The sequence below is a fragment of the Streptomyces sp. NPDC057428 genome (assembly GCF_042803195.1).
Classification (GTDB): domain Bacteria; phylum Actinomycetota; class Actinomycetes; order Streptomycetales; family Streptomycetaceae; genus Streptomyces.
The window spans coordinates 9061-24849 of sequence record NZ_JBHVCT010000090.1; the positions used below are offsets into that span (position 1 = coordinate 9061).

Sequence of the window (15789 nt, forward strand, 5' to 3'; positions counted from 1 at the left end):
CTGGCCCCCTATTTGTTCTCACTTGTTTTCTGACCTCTGGGTTTAACCCGGCGGGGGGGGGCGGCGGGCGGGGGGGCCGGCCCCACGGCCTGTCGTCCGGAAGGAGGGACGTCGATGAGCACGAAGGACTTCGTCGAGAAGGACTACTACAAGGTCCTCGGCGTCCCGAAGGACGCCACCGACGCCGAGGTGAAGAAGGCGTACCGGAAGCTCGCCCGCGAGTTCCACCCCGATGCAAACAAGGGTGACGCCAAGGCGGAGGAGCGCTTCAAGCAGATCTCCGAGGCGAACGATGTCCTCGGCGACCCGAAGAAGCGCAAGGAGTACGACGAGGCGCGCGCCCTCTTCGGCAACGGCGGTTTCCGGGCCGGCCCCGGCGGTGCGGGCGGCAACTTCAACTTCGACCTGGGCGACCTCTTCGGAGGCGCGCCGGGCGGCGGGCAGGCCGGCGGAGGAGCCGGCGGGTTCGGCGGTGGCGGCGGTCTGGGCGATGTCTTCGGTGGCCTGTTCAACCGGGGCGGCGGGGGCACGCGTGTCCAGCCGCGCCGGGGCCAGGACATCGAGTCCGAGGTGACGCTGAGCTTCACCGAGGCGGTCGACGGAGCCACGGTCCCGCTGCGGATGTCCAGCCAGGCCCCCTGCAAGGCGTGTTCGGGCACCGGCGACAAGAACGGCACCCCGAGGGTCTGCCCCACCTGTGTCGGCACCGGTCAGGTGTCGCGGGGGACGGGTGGCGGATTCTCGCTCACCGACCCCTGTGTGGACTGCAAGGGCCGGGGCCTCATCGCTCAGGACCCCTGCGACGTCTGCAAGGGCAGCGGCCGGGCGAAGTCCGCCCGCACGATGCAGGTCCGCATCCCCGCCGGCGTGCTGGACGGTCAGCGGATCCGGCTGCGTGGCAAGGGCAGCCCGGGCGAGCGGGGCGGCCCGGCCGGCGACCTGTACGTCGTCGTCCACGTTGACGCCCACCCGGTGTTCGGCCGCAAGGGTGACAACCTCACGATCACCGTGCCCGTCACCTTTCCGGAGGCGGCGCTCGGCGGCGAGGTCAAGGTCCCCACCCTCGGCGGGTCCCCGGTCACGCTGAAACTCCCGGCCGGCACGCCGAACGGGCGTACCATGCGGGCCCGTGGCAAGGGCGCCGTGCGCAAGGACGGCACCCGTGGCGACCTCCTGGTCACCGTCGAGGTGTCGGTGCCCACGGATCTCGGCACGGAGGCGCAGGACGCGCTGGAGGCGTACCGGAAGGCGACCGCGGGGGAGGACCCGCGGGCGGAGCTGTTCCAGGCTGCGAAGGGAGCTTGAGATGGACGGCCGTCGACGTAATCCGTACCAGCTGACCGACGAATCACCGGTGTACGTGATCTCGATCGCGGCCCAGCTCTCGGGCCTGCACCCGCAGACGCTGCGCCAGTACGACCGTCTGGGCCTCGTCTCTCCCGACCGCACGGCTGGGCGGGGGCGGCGCTACTCGGCTCGCGACATCGAACTGCTGCGGACCGTACAGCAGTTGTCGCAGGACGAGGGCATCAACCTCGCCGGCATCAAGCGGATCATCGAGCTGGAGAACCAGGTCGCGGCGCTCCAGCAGCGTGTGGCCGAGCTCTCCGCGGCGGTGGACGGGGCGGCCGTGGCCATGCAGCAGCGCGAGGCCCAGGTGCACGCCTCCTACCGCCGTGACCTCGTGCCGTACCAGGACGTGCAGCACAGCGGTGCGCTGGTGGTGTGGCGGCCCAAGCGGCCGAAGGGCTGAGCAGGCCGTGAAGGGGCCCGCCCGGGAGGCCGAGGACTCCCGGGCGGGCCCCTTCCGTGTGGCGCGAGGAGCGCCCGTGACGCGTTGTGGACCCGGGTCGGGCGGGCGACGGGGCGGGTGCGCCGTCAGGAGTCCTGGTCCAGGAGTCCCGACCGCGCGATCAGGTAGCCGAGCTGGGCGCGGCTGGTGCTGCCGAGCGTGGCGGACAGCTTGGCGACGTGGGCCCGGCAGGTACGCACGTTCATGCCGAGGCGGCGGGCGATCGAGTCGTCCACGTGGCCCTCGACGAGGAGTTGGGCTATGGAGCGCTGAACACCGCTGATGCCCTTGGTCGGTGGGTCGTACCCGGCCTCCCCGAGCAGGGGGGACGCGCGGCTCCACAGCTGTTCGAAGACCTTGACCAGGTAGTTGACGAGTCCGGGGTGACGGAGTTCGAGCGCGACCTGGTCGTCGTTCTGCGCGGGTATGAAGGCCACGGTCCGGTCGAAGACGAGGAGGCGCTCGATGAGTTCCTCCAGGGTGCGGATCTCCACCTTGTCCTGGGCCAGGCGTGCGGCGTACGCGAGCGTGCCCTGGCTGTGCCGCACGGTGTGCTGGTACAGCGTGCGCATGCTGACTCCCCGGTTGACGACCGTCAGGGCGCGCTCCAGGCCCTCACTGAGGCGGTCCTCGCCCCGGTCACCGCCCGGCTGGACGGTGAGCACCTCCGTGCGGCACTCGGCGGTGGCGAGGTCGAGCGCCGCGTTGATCCTGTTGCCGCCCTCCAGCACCGTGATGGCGTGGGTGGTCGGCGGGTCCTGGGCGCTGATGTCCATGAACGGTTCGAAGGACTCGGCGAGCTCCACGGAGCGCCGTCGGCGTTCCTTGATCTCCCGTTCCAGGGGGTGCAGGCGCTGGGCCAGAGCGGCGGACGGGGGGACGGGCCTGAGCCAGGTCGTGTCGTCGGGATCGGGGTGCAGGAGTGCGAAGTCCATCAGGCAGGGGGCGGGGTCGACCTCGGCGCGCGAAATCCGGCCGGAACGCAGGGCGCTGGCGTAGAGGCGCTTTCCCTCCTCGCACAGGTCGGTGAGCCCGTGAGGATGTATCCCTATTGTGCTGCTTGTGGTCATATCTCCACCCCCCATGTTCCTGAACATGCAGGAACATGATGCATCGTCCCAGTGGCGTTGTGGGGTACCGGTGAGACATCGTCGTGGATGCGGGGGAGAGGAATCCACAAGTGAGGACGAAGCCGACTATGGATAAGCGAATGCTTCGCTCGGTGCTTGCCGCCGCTTTCGTCGCGGCCCTGGGCCTTGGCGTGGCGGGCGGGGCGGCAGGAACCGGCGAGATCAGTTGGTCGGAGCGGGCGGCAGCACCCGGAGAGATCAGCTGGTCCGTACGGGCGGTGTCGGCGCCTGGCGAGATCAGCTGGGGAACGCCGGCCGACGCGCCCGGCGAGATCAGCTGGTCCGTGCGAGCGGCGGGCGCGCCCGGTGAGATCAGCTGGGGTGCGCCCGCGGCGGCCCCGGGCGAGATCAGCTGGAGTGCTCCGATGGGTGCGGCAGGCGCATGACCACGCCTCCGGACGACCGAACCTTCCGGCGGGAGATGGCCACGGCCTACCGCTCGGGGTGGCACTTCATCGATCTGCTCACGGCACTTACCCGCCCGGGCGATTCCTTGATGGTCACCCTGTTCGGAGAGCCGGTGGTCGTGGTGATGGAAGCGGACGACGAAATCCGCGCCTATCGCTGTCTTCGCCGACCGCGCGGTGCTCCACAGCCCGTTCGCTGTGCGGTGCGGTACGGCATGATTTTCGTCAATCTTGATCAGCGGGACCATGAGCTGTTCGAACCAGAAACCATTTCCGCCACCCCCCGCAGTGCCTGAACGATTCCCCCGTCGTTCCAAATCGTTCCGGCACTTCCCCCACACAACGGCGCCATCGTGACCTGAACACGATGGCGCCGTTGTGCTGCCCGGAATCAGCGCGGGTGGAATGTGGAAAAGCGGGCTGAATTCGTCAGCCCTTTCCGAGCGCCCTGTCCACGGCGATCTCGATGACGACCCGCTCGGGGTTGTGGCGCGGCGTGCGCTCGTACCGCTCGGCGTAGCGCCGCACGGCGTCCCGCACCTCGTCGGGGTCCGTACGGACCACCGCAGTGCCTTCCAGTGTCGCCCAGCGGCGCCCCTGCGTCTGGCAGACCGCCACCCGTGCCCCCTCCGGGCCGGCGGCGAGGACGTTGGCGGCCTTTCTGGTGTTCCCGCCGGTGATGACACGGGCGATCCGGGTCTCCGGGTCGTACGTCACGCCGACCGGCACCACGTGCGGTGTGCCGTCCGGGCGGAGCGTGGTCAGGGTGCACACGTGGCGCTCCCGCCAGAAGGCGAGGTACTCGGGGCCGGGGTTGCGTACGTCAGGCATGGGGTCAGCCTAGAGACATCGGGGATTCGGGCCCGGACGGGGCGCATGTTCAGGCTTGAGTGGAATAGACTCAACTTTGTACAGGTTGCTTCAGTCATAGTGCAGCACCATCACGAGGAGGAGACAGCGCCCGTGGACGCCGAGCTGACCAACAAGAGCCGCGACGCCCTCAACGCCGCGACGAGCAGGGCCGTCAAGGACGGCCACGCCGATCTGACTCCCGGGCATCTGCTGCTGGCACTGCTCTCCGGTGAGGACAACGCGAACATCACCGACCTGCTCGCCTCCGTCGAGGCCGACCAGGCGACCGTGCGTGCCGAGACCGAACGGCTCCTCGGCGCGCTGCCGAGTGTCACCGGATCGACCGTCGCCCCGCCGCAGCCGAGCCGCGAGCTGCTCGCCGTCCTCGCCGACGCCGACCAGCGGGCCAAGGAGCTCGGCGACGACTACCTCTCGACCGAGCACCTGCTGATCGCCGTCGCGGCGAAGGGCGGCCGTGCCGGTGAGATCCTCGACGGGCAGGGTGCCGGCGCGAAGAAGCTGCTGGACGCATTCGAGAAGAGCAGGGGAGGGCGCCGGGTGACCACTCCCGACCCCGAGGGCCAGTACAAGGCGCTGGAGAAGTTCGGGACCGACTTCACGGCCGCCGCGCGCGAGGGCAAGCTGGACCCGGTCATCGGCCGGGATCAGGAGATCCGCCGCGTCGTGCAGGTGCTGTCCCGCCGCACGAAGAACAACCCGGTGCTCATCGGCGAGCCCGGCGTCGGCAAGACGGCCGTCGTCGAGGGCCTTGCCCAGCGAATCGTCAAGGGCGACGTCCCGGAGTCCCTGAGGAACAAGCGGCTCGTCTCCCTGGACCTCGGTGCGATGGTCGCCGGCGCCAAGTACCGGGGCGAGTTCGAGGAACGCCTCAAGACCGTCCTCTCCGAGATCAAGGAGAGCGACGGCCAGATCATCACCTTCATCGACGAGCTGCACACCGTCGTAGGCGCGGGCGCCGGGGGCGACTCCGCGATGGACGCGGGCAACATGCTCAAGCCGATGCTCGCCCGCGGTGAGCTGCGCATGGTCGGCGCCACCACGCTGGACGAGTACCGCGAGCGCATCGAGAAGGACCCCGCGCTGGAGCGCCGCTTCCAGCAGGTCCTGGTCGCCGAGCCGTCCGTCGAGGACACCATCGCGATCCTGCGCGGTCTCAAGGGGCGCTACGAGGCGCACCACAAGGTCCAGATCGCCGACTCCTCGCTGGTGGCCGCCGCGACGCTCTCCGATCGCTACATCACCTCCCGGTTCCTTCCCGACAAGGCCATCGACCTCGTCGACGAGGCGGCGTCCCGGCTCCGCATGGAGATCGACTCCTCCCCGCTGGAGATCGACGAGCTCCAGCGGTCCGTCGACCGGCTGCACATGGAGGAGCTGGCCCTCAAGAACGAGAGCGACCAGGGCTCCAAGCAGCGCCTGGAGAAGATCCGCAGGGACCTCGCCGACAAGGAGGAGGAACTGCGCGGTCTGACCGCCCGCTGGGAGAAGGAGAAGCAGGGCCTCAACCGCGTGGGTGAGCTCAAGGAGCGCCTCGACGAACTGCGCGGCCAGGCCGAGCGCGCCCAGCGCGACGGCGACTTCGACACCGCCTCCAAGCTGCTGTACGGGGAGATCCCCGGCCTGGAGCGGGAGCTCGCGGAAGCCGACGAGGCCGAGCAGGAGGCCGCCGTCGACACCATGGTCAAGGAGGAGGTCGGCCCCGACGACATCGCCGACGTCGTGGGTGCCTGGACCGGCATCCCGGCCGGGCGTCTCCTGGAGGGCGAGACCCAGAAGCTGCTGCGCATGGAGTCCGAACTGGGCAGGCGGCTGATCGGCCAGACCGAGGCCGTCCGTTCCGTGTCGGACGCGGTACGCCGCACCCGCGCGGGGATCGCCGACCCCGACCGGCCCACCGGTTCTTTCCTCTTCCTCGGTCCGACCGGTGTCGGCAAGACGGAGCTGGCCAAGGCGCTCGCGGACTTCCTGTTCGACGACGAGCGGGCCATGATCCGCATCGACATGAGCGAGTACGGCGAGAAGCACAGCGTCGCCAGGCTCGTCGGGGCCCCGCCCGGCTACGTGGGCTACGAGGAGGGCGGCCAGCTCACGGAGGCGGTCCGCCGCCGCCCGTACAGCGTCGTCCTGCTGGACGAGGTCGAGAAGGCCCATCCCGAGGTCTTCGACATCCTGCTCCAGGTGCTGGACGACGGACGGCTCACCGACGGCCAGGGCCGCACGGTGGACTTCCGCAACACCATCCTGATCCTGACGTCCAACCTCGGCAGCCAGTTCCTGGTCGACCCGTCGGCCGCGCCGGAGGAGAAGGAGGCCCGGGTCCTGGAGGTCGTGCGGGCCTCGTTCAAGCCGGAGTTCCTCAACCGGCTCGACGACCTGGTCGTCTTCTCCGCACTGTCCGGCGAGGAGTTGGCGCGCATCGCGGGGCTCCAGGTGGCCAGGCTCGCAGCCCGTCTGGCAGACCGCCGGATCGAGCTCGACGTCTCCCCGGACGCCCTGGCCTGGCTGGCCGAGGAGGGCAACGATCCGGCGTACGGTGCCCGGCCGCTGCGGCGGCTCATCCAGACCGCCATCGGCGACCGGCTCGCGAAGGAGATCCTCGCTGGCGAGGTCAAGGACGGCGACACGGTCCGGGTGGACCGCTCGGGTGACGGACTGGTCGTGGGAGCCGCGGCGACCGCGAAGACCCTCTAGACGGAGCCCTGTGTCCCCGGCCGGCGGCGGACTTCACGCCCCGGCCGGGGACACGGGTGTGTGCGGGCCTGTCCGCATATATGCGTGCATCGGGCACGTGCCCTGCTCGGGGCGGCCCGTGAGTTCTAGCCGAAATTTCACCTTCCGTGGCCGAATGGTGGGCGACTCCGTTCTGGCTCCCCGCTCTTTGTGCCCTGGCGATACATATCGTCACCCTCGATCGCGGCCGGATCCGATGACGGGCGACGGGCTGCTTCCGGCGTGATATCGGGCACTCCGGACCCTTTTCCCCGTTGTCGGGTGGGGCGGTTCCGAATTCGAGAAACCGGTAAGGTACGCGCATGACGGAGCGGATACCTGACGATATCGGTGCGGAATCGAAGGATTTCGGAAGTGGCAGCCTTATTCGCCTCAGCGAATTTCGTTTGCTGTGGGCGGCATATGCGCAGTCGGTCCTCGGTGACCAGTTGGCGCGCGTCGCGCTGTCACTGCTGGTCTTCGAACGCACCGAGTCAGCCGGCTGGACGGCGGCGACCTACGCCCTCACGACGCTGCCGGCCCTGCTCTCCGGGGTACTCCTGACCGGTCTGGCGGACCGGTTTCCCCGGCGCACGGTCATGGTCGGCTGCGACCTGGTGCGCGCCGTCCTCGTCGGCCTGATGGCCCTTCCCGGTACGCCGTTGCCCCTGCTGGCCGGGCTGCTGGTGCTGGCACAGCTCTGCGAGGCCCCGTTCGGCGCCTCGCAGGGCGCCCTGATGCCGGCCGTGCTCGGCGAGCGCCTCTACGAGCGCGGGCAGCGCGTCATCGTGATCACGCACCAAGCCGGGCAGCTGGTCGGCTTCGCCGCCGGCGGCGTGCTGGTCGTGTGGCTGGGCAGCCACCTCTCACTGGGTCTGAACGCGGCCACGTTCCTGATCTCAGCCGTCCTGATCCGGCTGGGCGTCAAGGCGCGGCCGGTGGATGCGGAGGCCGGGGCGCGGCCGAAGCGCATGCACATCCAGGTGCGGAGCGCGGCGGCACTGATCTGGTCGGACCCGCGGCTGCGGTCGCTGGTCGCGCTCGGCTGGCTCGCGGGATTCATCGTGCTCCCGGAGGGTCTTGCCGCGCCCTTCGCCGAGGAGGCCGGCGGGAGCGCCGCGTCGGTGGGGCTCCTGCTCGCCGCGCACCCCGCGGGCATGGTCCTGGGCGCCGCGCTCCTCGGGCGTTCGGCTGTCGGCGCGGAGCGCCGCCGACGGCTGCTCGGGCCGCTGGCGGTGGGCGCGAACCTCCCGCTGCTCGTCTACTGGGCCGGTCCCGGTGTCGCGGTCGCCCTGCTGGTGCTGCTGGTGTCGGGCATCTGTTCGGCGTACCAGATCACCGCAGGGGCGACCTTCGTGATGCTGACCCCGGCCGATCAGCGCGGCCAGGCGCTCGGACTGGCCAGGTCGGGGCTGACCGCCATGCAGGGGATCGGCGTCGCGGCGGGAGGCCTGGTGACGGAGCTGTCGGGGTCCTCGGCCCGGACCATCGGCGGGGCGGGGCTCGTCGGCACGGTCTGCGCGGTCGTGGTCGCGGTCGCGTGGGCGCGCGCCAGGCAGACGAGTGCGGGGACGATTCCCCTGAGCGCGTAGGACTACCGGCCGCGATCGCGGCTAGGGTCGAAGGCAGGCAAACACGTGCGATCCACAGGAGTACCCAGCGATGTCTATCGACCCGTCCTCGATCCCCAACTTCGGGGGCCAGCCCGAACCGCAGGCGTCAGGACCCGAGGGCCCGGTGGTTCCGGACCAGGACCTCGTCAAGCAGCTTCTCGAGCAGATGGAGCTGAAGTACGTCGTCGACGACGAGGGTGACCTCGCCGCGCCGTGGGAGGAGTTCCGCACGTACTTCATGTTCCGCGGCGAGGAGGAGCAGCAGGTCTTCTCGGTGCGGACGTTCTACGACCGTCCGCACGCCCTGGACCAGCGTCCCGTCCTCCTCGACGCGATCGACGACTGGAACCGCCGCACCCTGTGGCCCAAGGTGTACACCCACGCCCACGAGGGCGAGGAGGGCGTCGCCAGCTCCGTACGGCTGATCGGTGAGGCGCAGATGCTCATCGGCACCGGCGTCAGCCTGGAGCACTTCGTCTCCTCGACGGTCAGCTGGGTGCGGGCCTCGATCGAGTTCGACAAGTGGCTCGTCGAGCACCTGGGCCTCGAGCCCGCCGAGAAGAAGGACGAGGCCGAGGGCGGAGAGCCCACGGAGGCCTGATCCGGCCGAGCGCTGAGGCCCGGACCCGGGTGTGGCCGCATGGCCGCCGCCCCGGTCCGGGCCTCGGTCGTTCCCGTCAGGAAGCCCTGAGCCCCTTGAGCCGTGAGACGGCGTCCTCCAGTACCTCCGTGCGCTTGCAGAACGCGAAGCGCACGAAGTGCGCCCCCTGCTCGCGGTGGTCGTAGAAGACGGCGTTGGGGACGGCCACGACCCCGCAGCGCTCGGGCAGCGCCCGGCAGAAGGCGAAGCCGTCACTCTCGCCGAGCGGGCGGATGTCGGTGGTGACGAAATAGGTCCCGGCGGGCTCGTAGACTCCGAAGCCGGCCTCGGCGAGGCCGGCGCTCAGCAGGTCGCGCTTGGCGCGCAGGTCCTCCCGCAGCCCGGCGAAGTAGCTGTCGGGCAGCCTCAGTGCCTCCGCGACGGCGTACTGGAACGGGCCGCCGGAGACGAAGGTCAGGAACTGCTTGGCCGAGCGCACGGCGGTGACCAGCTCGGGGCTCGCGGTGATCCAGCCGACCTTCCAGCCGGTGAACGAGAACGTCTTGCCCGCGCTGCTGACGGTCACCGTGCGCTCGCGCATGCCGGGGTACGACGCGAGGGGGATGTGCTCGCCCTCGAAGACGAGGTGCTCGTACACCTCGTCGGTGACGACGAGGAGGTCCCGCTCGCAGGCGAGCTCGGCGACGGCTGCCAGTTCCTCGCGGGTGAGGACGGTCCCGGTCGGATTGTGCGGGGTGTTGAGCAGGATCAGCCGCGTGCGAGGCGTCACGGCGGCCCGCAGCTCGTCCAGGTCGAGCCGGTAGGCGCCCTCGTGGGGCCGCAGCGTGACGGGGACGCGGGTCCCGCCCGCCATGGCGATGCAGGCGGCGTACGAGTCGTAGTAGGGCTCCAGGGCGATGACCTCGTCGCCGGGCTCCAGGAGGGCCAGCAGCGATGCGGCGACCGCCTCGGTGGCGCCCGTGGTGATCAGGACCTCGCTGTCGGGGTCGTACGCCAGTCCGTAGTGCCGCCGCTGGTGCTCCGAGACCGCGTTACGCAGCTCGAGGACGCCGAGGCCCGGTGGGTACTGGTTGCCGTGCCCGGCGCGTACGGCCCGGACCGCGGCCTCACGGATCGCTTCGGGCCCGTCGGTGTCGGGGAAGCCCTGGCCGAGATTGATCGATCCGGTCCGTACGGCCAGCGCCGACATCTCGGCGAAGATCGTCGTACCGAACTCGGCGAGGCGGCGGTTGAGCAGCGGTCGTCCCTGTGTCATGGACGCCATCCTGTGCCGAAGCTCTGGAGTTGCTCAAGTCTGCTTTGGGGCGCGGAGCGTACGGGAATCCACCGGGCAGTCGAGAAGCGGGGACCTCGCTTCGGGGGACAGAGGGATGTGAGGTCGGTGGAGTTGTTCGTCTTCATCGTGTTCATGGTGATCGTGGTGGTGGGGGTGGTCGGCCTCGCCTCGGGGTCGGGTGGCCGGAAAAAGCCGATGGCGGGCCGTGCCGGGCGTAAGGGGCGACAGGGTTCCGGCGGCGACGGTGGGTCCCATGCGGGCAGCTGGTGGGCCGGGGACGGCGGCAGCGGCCACTCCTGCGGCGGCCACTCCGGAGGGCACTCCTGCGGAGGGGGTGGCGGCTGCGGGGGCGGCGGCGGCGACTGAGACGGCTCCGCCGGCCCGGGACGGGGGGACGGGACGGACGAGCCGGAGGTGCCGGCGGGTGAACTCCCGCCGAGCACCTTTTGGTTGGGGGCGCGGGGAACACCTGAACCGGGCTGCCCCCTGAGGGATGGAAACCACGGCAAGTTGGGTAAAAGCGCTGTGAGCACGACGTACTTCGTGATTGCATCGATGTAGAGAACATTCAGCCATCGGACCCGAGTCGGGCCGGGCTCCCTCTCCCCCCACGTGCACCGCACGGGGGTACCGCCGTCCACGTGTCCCTGTGTGTTTTGCGGAGCCGATCCATGCTCACCAGCCTCCAGACCGCCTACTCCGATACCCGTGCCGCCGATCTGGCGTGGACCCTGGGCAGGGAGCCGCTGCCCGCCCTCGCCGTGCTCGACCTCGAACTGGCGGGCGCGAAGGTGCAGATGAGGCTTCTCGGCGCCTCTCACCAGGTACTCCTGGAGGAGGAGCGCCGCACCTGCTCCGAGACCGTGGCGTGTCTGCCGGGCGGCAGCGCACCCCTGCCGCTGGGAGTCGCCGAGCGCATGGGTGACTGGGACTACGAGTTCGCGGCGCGCGTCGAGACGCTCTCCGAGGGCTCGTTCGCGGGGCGGGCGCAGGAGTTGCTCGCGCTGGTCGCCGACCACCCCCACGGGCTGGCGGGGACGTTCCCCGGCAGCCCCTACGCGTTCACCGCGATGCTCGCGCAGCGGACGCAGGGTCAGGTGCACTGGCGGACCTGGCACGCGTATCCGCAGGAGGGCCAGTTGGTCGTGACGCGGACGCGGGTGGGGGCGCGGTTGGAGGCGCCCGTCTCGTAAGGGGGTGCGCGGGCCTGTGTGGAGTGCGCGTCACTTACACCCGTGTGGGTGACAGGCGGCGACCTTTCCGTCACGTAGCGTTCGTTTCATGATCGACCAGCAGACGCCACTGCGCAGTGGTGCGCCGCGGATTCCCGTTCGGCCGAGGACCGGGCGGTTCCTCGTGCTGTCCGTGGTCTTCGTCTGTGCCGCCTGCGGCCTGGTGTACGAGCTGGAACTGGTCGCGCTGGCCTCGTACCTGATCGGCGACTCGGTCAAGCAGGCCTCGGTCGTGCTCTCGGTGATGGTGTTCGCCATGGGCATCGGATCGCTCCTCGCGAAACGTTTACGCAGGCGCGCCGCCGTCGGGTTCGGGCTGATCGAGGCAGCTCTCGCGCTGGTCGGCGGCAGTTCGGCGCTCGTCCTCTACGCGTGCTTCGCCTGGCTCGGGGAGTCGCGCTACGCACTGGTGGGCTTCTCGCTCGCGATCGGGATCCTGATCGGCGCGGAGATCCCGCTGCTCATGACCCTGATCCAGCGGGTCGACCGGCAGGACGCGGGCGGGGCCGTCGCGGACCTCTTCGCCGCCGACTACGTGGGCGCGCTGGTCGGCGGACTCGCCTTCCCCTTCCTGCTGCTCCCGATGATGGGGCAGCTCACCGGGGCGCTGTTCACCGGAGCGGTCAACGCGGCGGCGGGCGGTGCCCTGGTGCTGTGGGTCTTCCGGCACGACCTCGGCCACCGGTCGCGCCGGCTGCTCATCGTCGTCAACGTCGTGGTGATCACCCTGCTCGCCACGGCGACGGTCCTGGCCGACGACTTCGAACGCGCGGCGCGGCGCGCGGTGTACGGGGACGGGGTGCGGATCGCCGTGCGGACGGGGGTCCAGGAGGTCGTCCTCACCGGAGCGGGCCACGGCTCGCTGGATCTCTACCTCGACGGCCGGCTGCGGGCCAGCTCGCGCGACGACCGCCGTTACCACGAGGCGCTCGTGCACCCGGCGATGAACGGCCGCCACCGCAGGGTGCTGATCCTGGGCGGAGGGGACGGACTCGCCGCCCGTGAGGTGCTGCGCTACCGGGACGTGTCGTCCGTCGCGGTGGTCGATCGGGATCCGGCAGTCACCCGGTTGGCCCGCACGGACAGCGCACTCGCCGGACTCAACGGGCACGCGTTCGAGGACCCGAGGCTCACGGCGGTCACCGGTGACCCGTTCACCTGGCTGCGGGCCACGCACGAGCGGTACGACGTCGTGATCTCCGACCTCCCCGACCCGGGCATCACCGCCAGTACGAAGCTCTACTCGGCGGAGTTCTACGGACTGGTCGCCGAGGCCCTGGAACCGGGCGGGCGACTGGTGGTGCACGCGGGGCCGCTGGTCAGCAGGCTCTCGACGTTCTGGACGGTGGAGGCGTCGGTGCGGGCGGGCGGTCTGGAGACCCGGCCCTACCGCGTGACCGGGCGGCGCAACGGCTCCGGGGCGGGACCGGACCGGTCCGCCGGAGGTTCGCAGGCCCCCAGGGACTGGGGGTTCGTGCTGGCGTCGACCCGCGGCGTGGGAGCACTGGGCCTCGATCCCGGGGCGCCCGCGCTGAGGACGCTGGGGGCGCGGGAGCCGGCGGCGGCCGGGCGGTCGGCGGAGTGGTTCCGGCAGGGTCCGGCGCTGCCGTCGACGCTGGTGCACCCGCGCTACTGGGAGGAGCCGTGAACACGGTGCGGCGATCTGTTCCCGCACGGTGCACGGGGCGGGGAAGCGCTGACGGGACGGCCGGGGCTGAGTAGGCTCGGGAGGTATGGAGCATGAGGTGTTCGTTCCGGTTCCGGTCGCGTCCCTTCGGCGGACGCTGACCGATGCCGCCCGAGTGGCGCGCTGCGTGCCGGGACTCCAGCAGGATGCCGACGCATCGGCGGGAGCGTTGGCGGGCCGGCTGAAGTTCCGGGCAGGCGGCCACACCATCACCTACCGCGGGGCCCTGACGCTGCGGGCCTCCGACGACGGGGACACCTTTTCCGTGACGGGAGAAGGGGTGGAGGCCCGGGGCGCGGGCTCTGCCGAGCTGGCCCTGACCATCGCACTCGCACAGTCGGACGGTGGCACGAAGGTCACATACTCCGGAAGCGCGAGCGGTGACGGCCGCATCGTGGATCTGGACGAGGCGGGTGCGCTCGCGGCGGCCCAGCGGCTGCTGGACCGCTTCACACAGCAGTTGGTGACGGAGAGCCTCGCCGTGCGGGACGGTACGCCGGAGGCCGACGAGCCGGCCGACGCGTCCGGTGGGCAGGCATCCGACGAGCCGTCGTCCGGTGGGCAGGCATCCGACGAGGCGTCGCCCGGGGAGTCGTCCGCCCCCGAGTCGTCTTCCGAAGGGATGCGGGACCCGGAGGCCTCGTCCCCGGAACCGCCGTCCATCGACGGCGAGTCCCTGTTCGACACGCCCGTGCCACCACCGTCGCTCGACCCGTCCGCGGAACTGGAGTTCACCGTGCCCGACGAGCCGCCCGCCGAGGCCGCCCACGCCCGCCGCACCATGATCGGCCGTAGTACCGAGGAGGTCGACCACGCCCCGCCGCGCGGCCGGTACGCCCCGGTGCCCTCACCCGAGGCGGGAGCCGTCGGGATCACGCTGCGCTGGGCGGCACCGGCGGCCGCGCTCGCGATCGCCTCGGCAGTGGTCGTGGGAAGGGCATTGCGGCGGCGCAGGCCGTAGGCCCCGCCTCCGGCCGGTGCCGCACCGTGGGGCGTGATCCGGCCCGAAGAGGCTGACCTCGGGGTGACGCCAGTAGTGTCAAGGGGTGAGCGATGCAGGGAAGAACGTCCGGCTGACCGCCGGCGACGCCGAGTTGACCGTTGACCCCGTCCATGGCTGCCGGATCAGCAGCCTGCGGATCGGAGGCACCGAACTTCTGCGCCAGGGCGAGCGGTACGGCTGCTTCCCCATGGTGCCGTGGTGCGGCCGCACCGGGAACGGCCTGTTCCGCAGTGGCGGCGAGCTGCACCAGCTGCCGCTGAACTCTCCGCCGCACGCCATTCACGGCACGGGCCGCGACACCGCGTGGAAGTCCGCCCGGCAGGACGAGTCGGAAGCAGCCTTCTTCTACGATCTGGCCGACCCGTGGCCGTACCGGGGCAGGGTCACGCAGACCTTCGAGCTGACCGAGGACTCGCTGACGCTGAGCCTCGGCATCGAGACCTACGGGGACTCGTTCCCGGCCCAGGCAGGGTGGCACCCCTGGTTCCGCAGGAACACCGGGGGCCAGGACGTGCGGGTCGAGTTCGACGCCGCCTGGCAGGAGGAGCGCGGGGACGACCACCTGCCGACCGGCCACCGGATCGACCCACTGCCCGGGCCCTGGGACGACTGCTTCGGAATGCCCGACGGGGTCGACGTGAAGCTGACCTGGCCCGAACAGCTGGAACTGACGGTCAGGAGCCGGGACGAGTGGGTGGTGATCTACGACGAGCAGGCCGAGGCGGTCTGTGTGGAGCCGCAGTCCGGTCCGCCGAACGGGCTGAACACGACGCCCCGGCTGGTCACTCCGATCGAGCCGCTGGAGATCACGACCACCTGGAACTGGGCCCGGCTCTGAGCGCGGGCGGCAGCCCTTACCCTCGTTGACATGACTGACGTACGCGCTGAGCTGCTCCAGCAGATCAAGGACAAGGCCGTGGTGCACGGCAAGGTGACCCTTTCCTCGGGGCTGGAAGCCGACTGGTACATCGACCTGCGCCGGATCACGCTTGACGGCACGGCCGCGCCTCTGGTCGGCCGGATGATGCTCGATGCCACCGCCGAGCTCGACTACGACTGCGTCGGCGGGCTGACGCTGGGCGCCGACCCGGTGGCCACCTCGATGCTGCACGCCTCGGCGGCGCGCGGGAAGAGCCTGGACGCCTTCGTCGTCCGCAAGGCGCAGAAGGCCCACGGGATGCAGCGCCGGATCGAGGGCACGGACGTCAAGGGCCGTCGCTGCCTCGTCGTCGAGGACACCTCGACGACGGGCGGCTCGCCGCTCACCGCGGTCGAGGCGGTCCGTGAGGCCGGCGGCGAGGTCGTGGCCGTGGCGACGATCGTGGAGCGGGGTGCCGCTCCGGCGATCGCCGAGGCCGGTCTGCCATACGTCAGCGTTTACTCGGTGGCGGACCTCGACCTGTCCTGACCTGCTGCTTCGTTCTGCTCGTCGGGCGGGGAGCCCGGTTTCACGTGAAACCGGGCTC

Annotated in this window: 16 protein-coding genes; 13 read left to right on the forward strand and 3 right to left on the reverse strand. The window is 70.7% G+C overall.

The window, feature by feature from the left end:
- Positions 1-114 precede the first annotated feature (114 nt).
- A complete protein-coding gene (gene dnaJ / locus ACFU5K_RS26210; protein ID WP_384065906.1) occupies positions 115-1305 on the forward strand; it encodes a molecular chaperone DnaJ in 1191 nt (396 codons plus the stop codon).
- A 1-nt stretch (position 1306) separates the two neighbouring features.
- Positions 1307-1753 (forward strand): heat shock protein transcriptional repressor HspR, encoded by a 447-nt coding sequence (locus ACFU5K_RS26215; protein WP_384065908.1) that lies wholly within the window; start codon positions 1307-1309, stop codon positions 1751-1753.
- 125 nt (positions 1754-1878) lie between these two features.
- Here the strand turns inward: ACFU5K_RS26215 and ACFU5K_RS26220 are convergent, their stop codons facing one another.
- Complete coding sequence (locus ACFU5K_RS26220) at positions 1879-2862, reverse strand: helix-turn-helix transcriptional regulator (RefSeq protein WP_384065910.1); 984 nt, start codon at positions 2860-2862, stop codon at positions 1879-1881.
- A 128-nt stretch (positions 2863-2990) separates the two neighbouring features.
- On the opposite strand from ACFU5K_RS26220, the gene ACFU5K_RS26225 reads away from it, so the two are divergent.
- Positions 2991-3308 carry a hypothetical protein gene (locus ACFU5K_RS26225; RefSeq protein ID WP_384065912.1) on the forward strand — a complete coding sequence of 106 codons (318 nt, stop codon included), beginning with the start codon at positions 2991-2993 and terminating at the stop codon, positions 3306-3308.
- Complete coding sequence (locus ACFU5K_RS26230; protein ID WP_327117093.1) at positions 3305-3625, forward strand: (2Fe-2S)-binding protein; 321 nt, start codon at positions 3305-3307, stop codon at positions 3623-3625. The genes ACFU5K_RS26225 and ACFU5K_RS26230 overlap by 4 nt, the downstream gene beginning before the upstream one ends.
- Positions 3626-3758: 133 nt before the next feature.
- Here the strand turns inward: ACFU5K_RS26230 and ACFU5K_RS26235 are convergent, their stop codons facing one another.
- On the reverse strand, positions 3759-4160 hold the full coding sequence (locus tag ACFU5K_RS26235; RefSeq protein ID WP_384065915.1) for a pyridoxamine 5'-phosphate oxidase family protein: 402 nt from the start codon (positions 4158-4160) through the stop codon (positions 3759-3761).
- A gap of 132 nt (positions 4161-4292) precedes the next feature.
- Between ACFU5K_RS26235 and clpB the strand changes: the two genes are divergently transcribed.
- The 3 genes from clpB (at position 4293) to ACFU5K_RS26250 (ending at position 9125) form a co-directional block, all read left to right on the forward strand.
- Positions 4293-6893, forward strand: a complete 2601-nt coding sequence (clpB, locus tag ACFU5K_RS26240; RefSeq protein ID WP_384065917.1) for an ATP-dependent chaperone ClpB — start codon at positions 4293-4295, stop codon at positions 6891-6893.
- 425 nt (positions 6894-7318) lie between these two features.
- Entirely contained in the window at positions 7319-8503 is a 1185-nt protein-coding gene (locus tag ACFU5K_RS26245; RefSeq protein WP_384065919.1) for an MFS transporter, read from the forward strand.
- 70 nt (positions 8504-8573) lie between these two features.
- On the forward strand, positions 8574-9125 hold the full coding sequence (locus ACFU5K_RS26250) for a YbjN domain-containing protein (protein ID WP_384065921.1): 552 nt from the start codon (positions 8574-8576) through the stop codon (positions 9123-9125).
- 76 nt (positions 9126-9201) lie between these two features.
- Here the strand turns inward: ACFU5K_RS26250 and ACFU5K_RS26255 are convergent, their stop codons facing one another.
- Complete coding sequence (locus tag ACFU5K_RS26255) at positions 9202-10380, reverse strand: pyridoxal phosphate-dependent aminotransferase (RefSeq protein WP_384065923.1); 1179 nt, start codon at positions 10378-10380, stop codon at positions 9202-9204.
- A gap of 126 nt (positions 10381-10506) precedes the next feature.
- On the opposite strand from ACFU5K_RS26255, the gene ACFU5K_RS26260 reads away from it, so the two are divergent.
- From ACFU5K_RS26260 to pyrE, 6 genes are all read left to right on the forward strand, one after another.
- Complete coding sequence (locus tag ACFU5K_RS26260) at positions 10507-10767, forward strand: hypothetical protein (protein WP_384065925.1); 261 nt, start codon at positions 10507-10509, stop codon at positions 10765-10767.
- 305 nt (positions 10768-11072) lie between these two features.
- Positions 11073-11594, forward strand: a complete 522-nt coding sequence (locus ACFU5K_RS26265) for a DUF2617 family protein (protein WP_384065927.1) — start codon at positions 11073-11075, stop codon at positions 11592-11594.
- An 88-nt stretch (positions 11595-11682) separates the two neighbouring features.
- On the forward strand, positions 11683-13281 hold the full coding sequence (locus tag ACFU5K_RS26270; protein WP_384065929.1) for a polyamine aminopropyltransferase: 1599 nt from the start codon (positions 11683-11685) through the stop codon (positions 13279-13281).
- A gap of 85 nt (positions 13282-13366) precedes the next feature.
- Complete coding sequence (locus ACFU5K_RS26275; RefSeq protein WP_384065931.1) at positions 13367-14281, forward strand: SRPBCC domain-containing protein; 915 nt, start codon at positions 13367-13369, stop codon at positions 14279-14281.
- Positions 14282-14366: 85 nt separating this feature from the next.
- Positions 14367-15161: an aldose 1-epimerase gene (locus ACFU5K_RS26280; RefSeq protein ID WP_384065933.1), complete on the forward strand. Its 795-nt coding sequence runs from the start codon at positions 14367-14369 to the stop codon at positions 15159-15161.
- Positions 15162-15191: 30 nt separating this feature from the next.
- Positions 15192-15731, forward strand: coding sequence for an orotate phosphoribosyltransferase (pyrE, locus tag ACFU5K_RS26285; protein WP_384065935.1), 540 nt, complete (start codon positions 15192-15194; stop codon positions 15729-15731).
- Positions 15732-15789 lie beyond the last annotated feature (58 nt).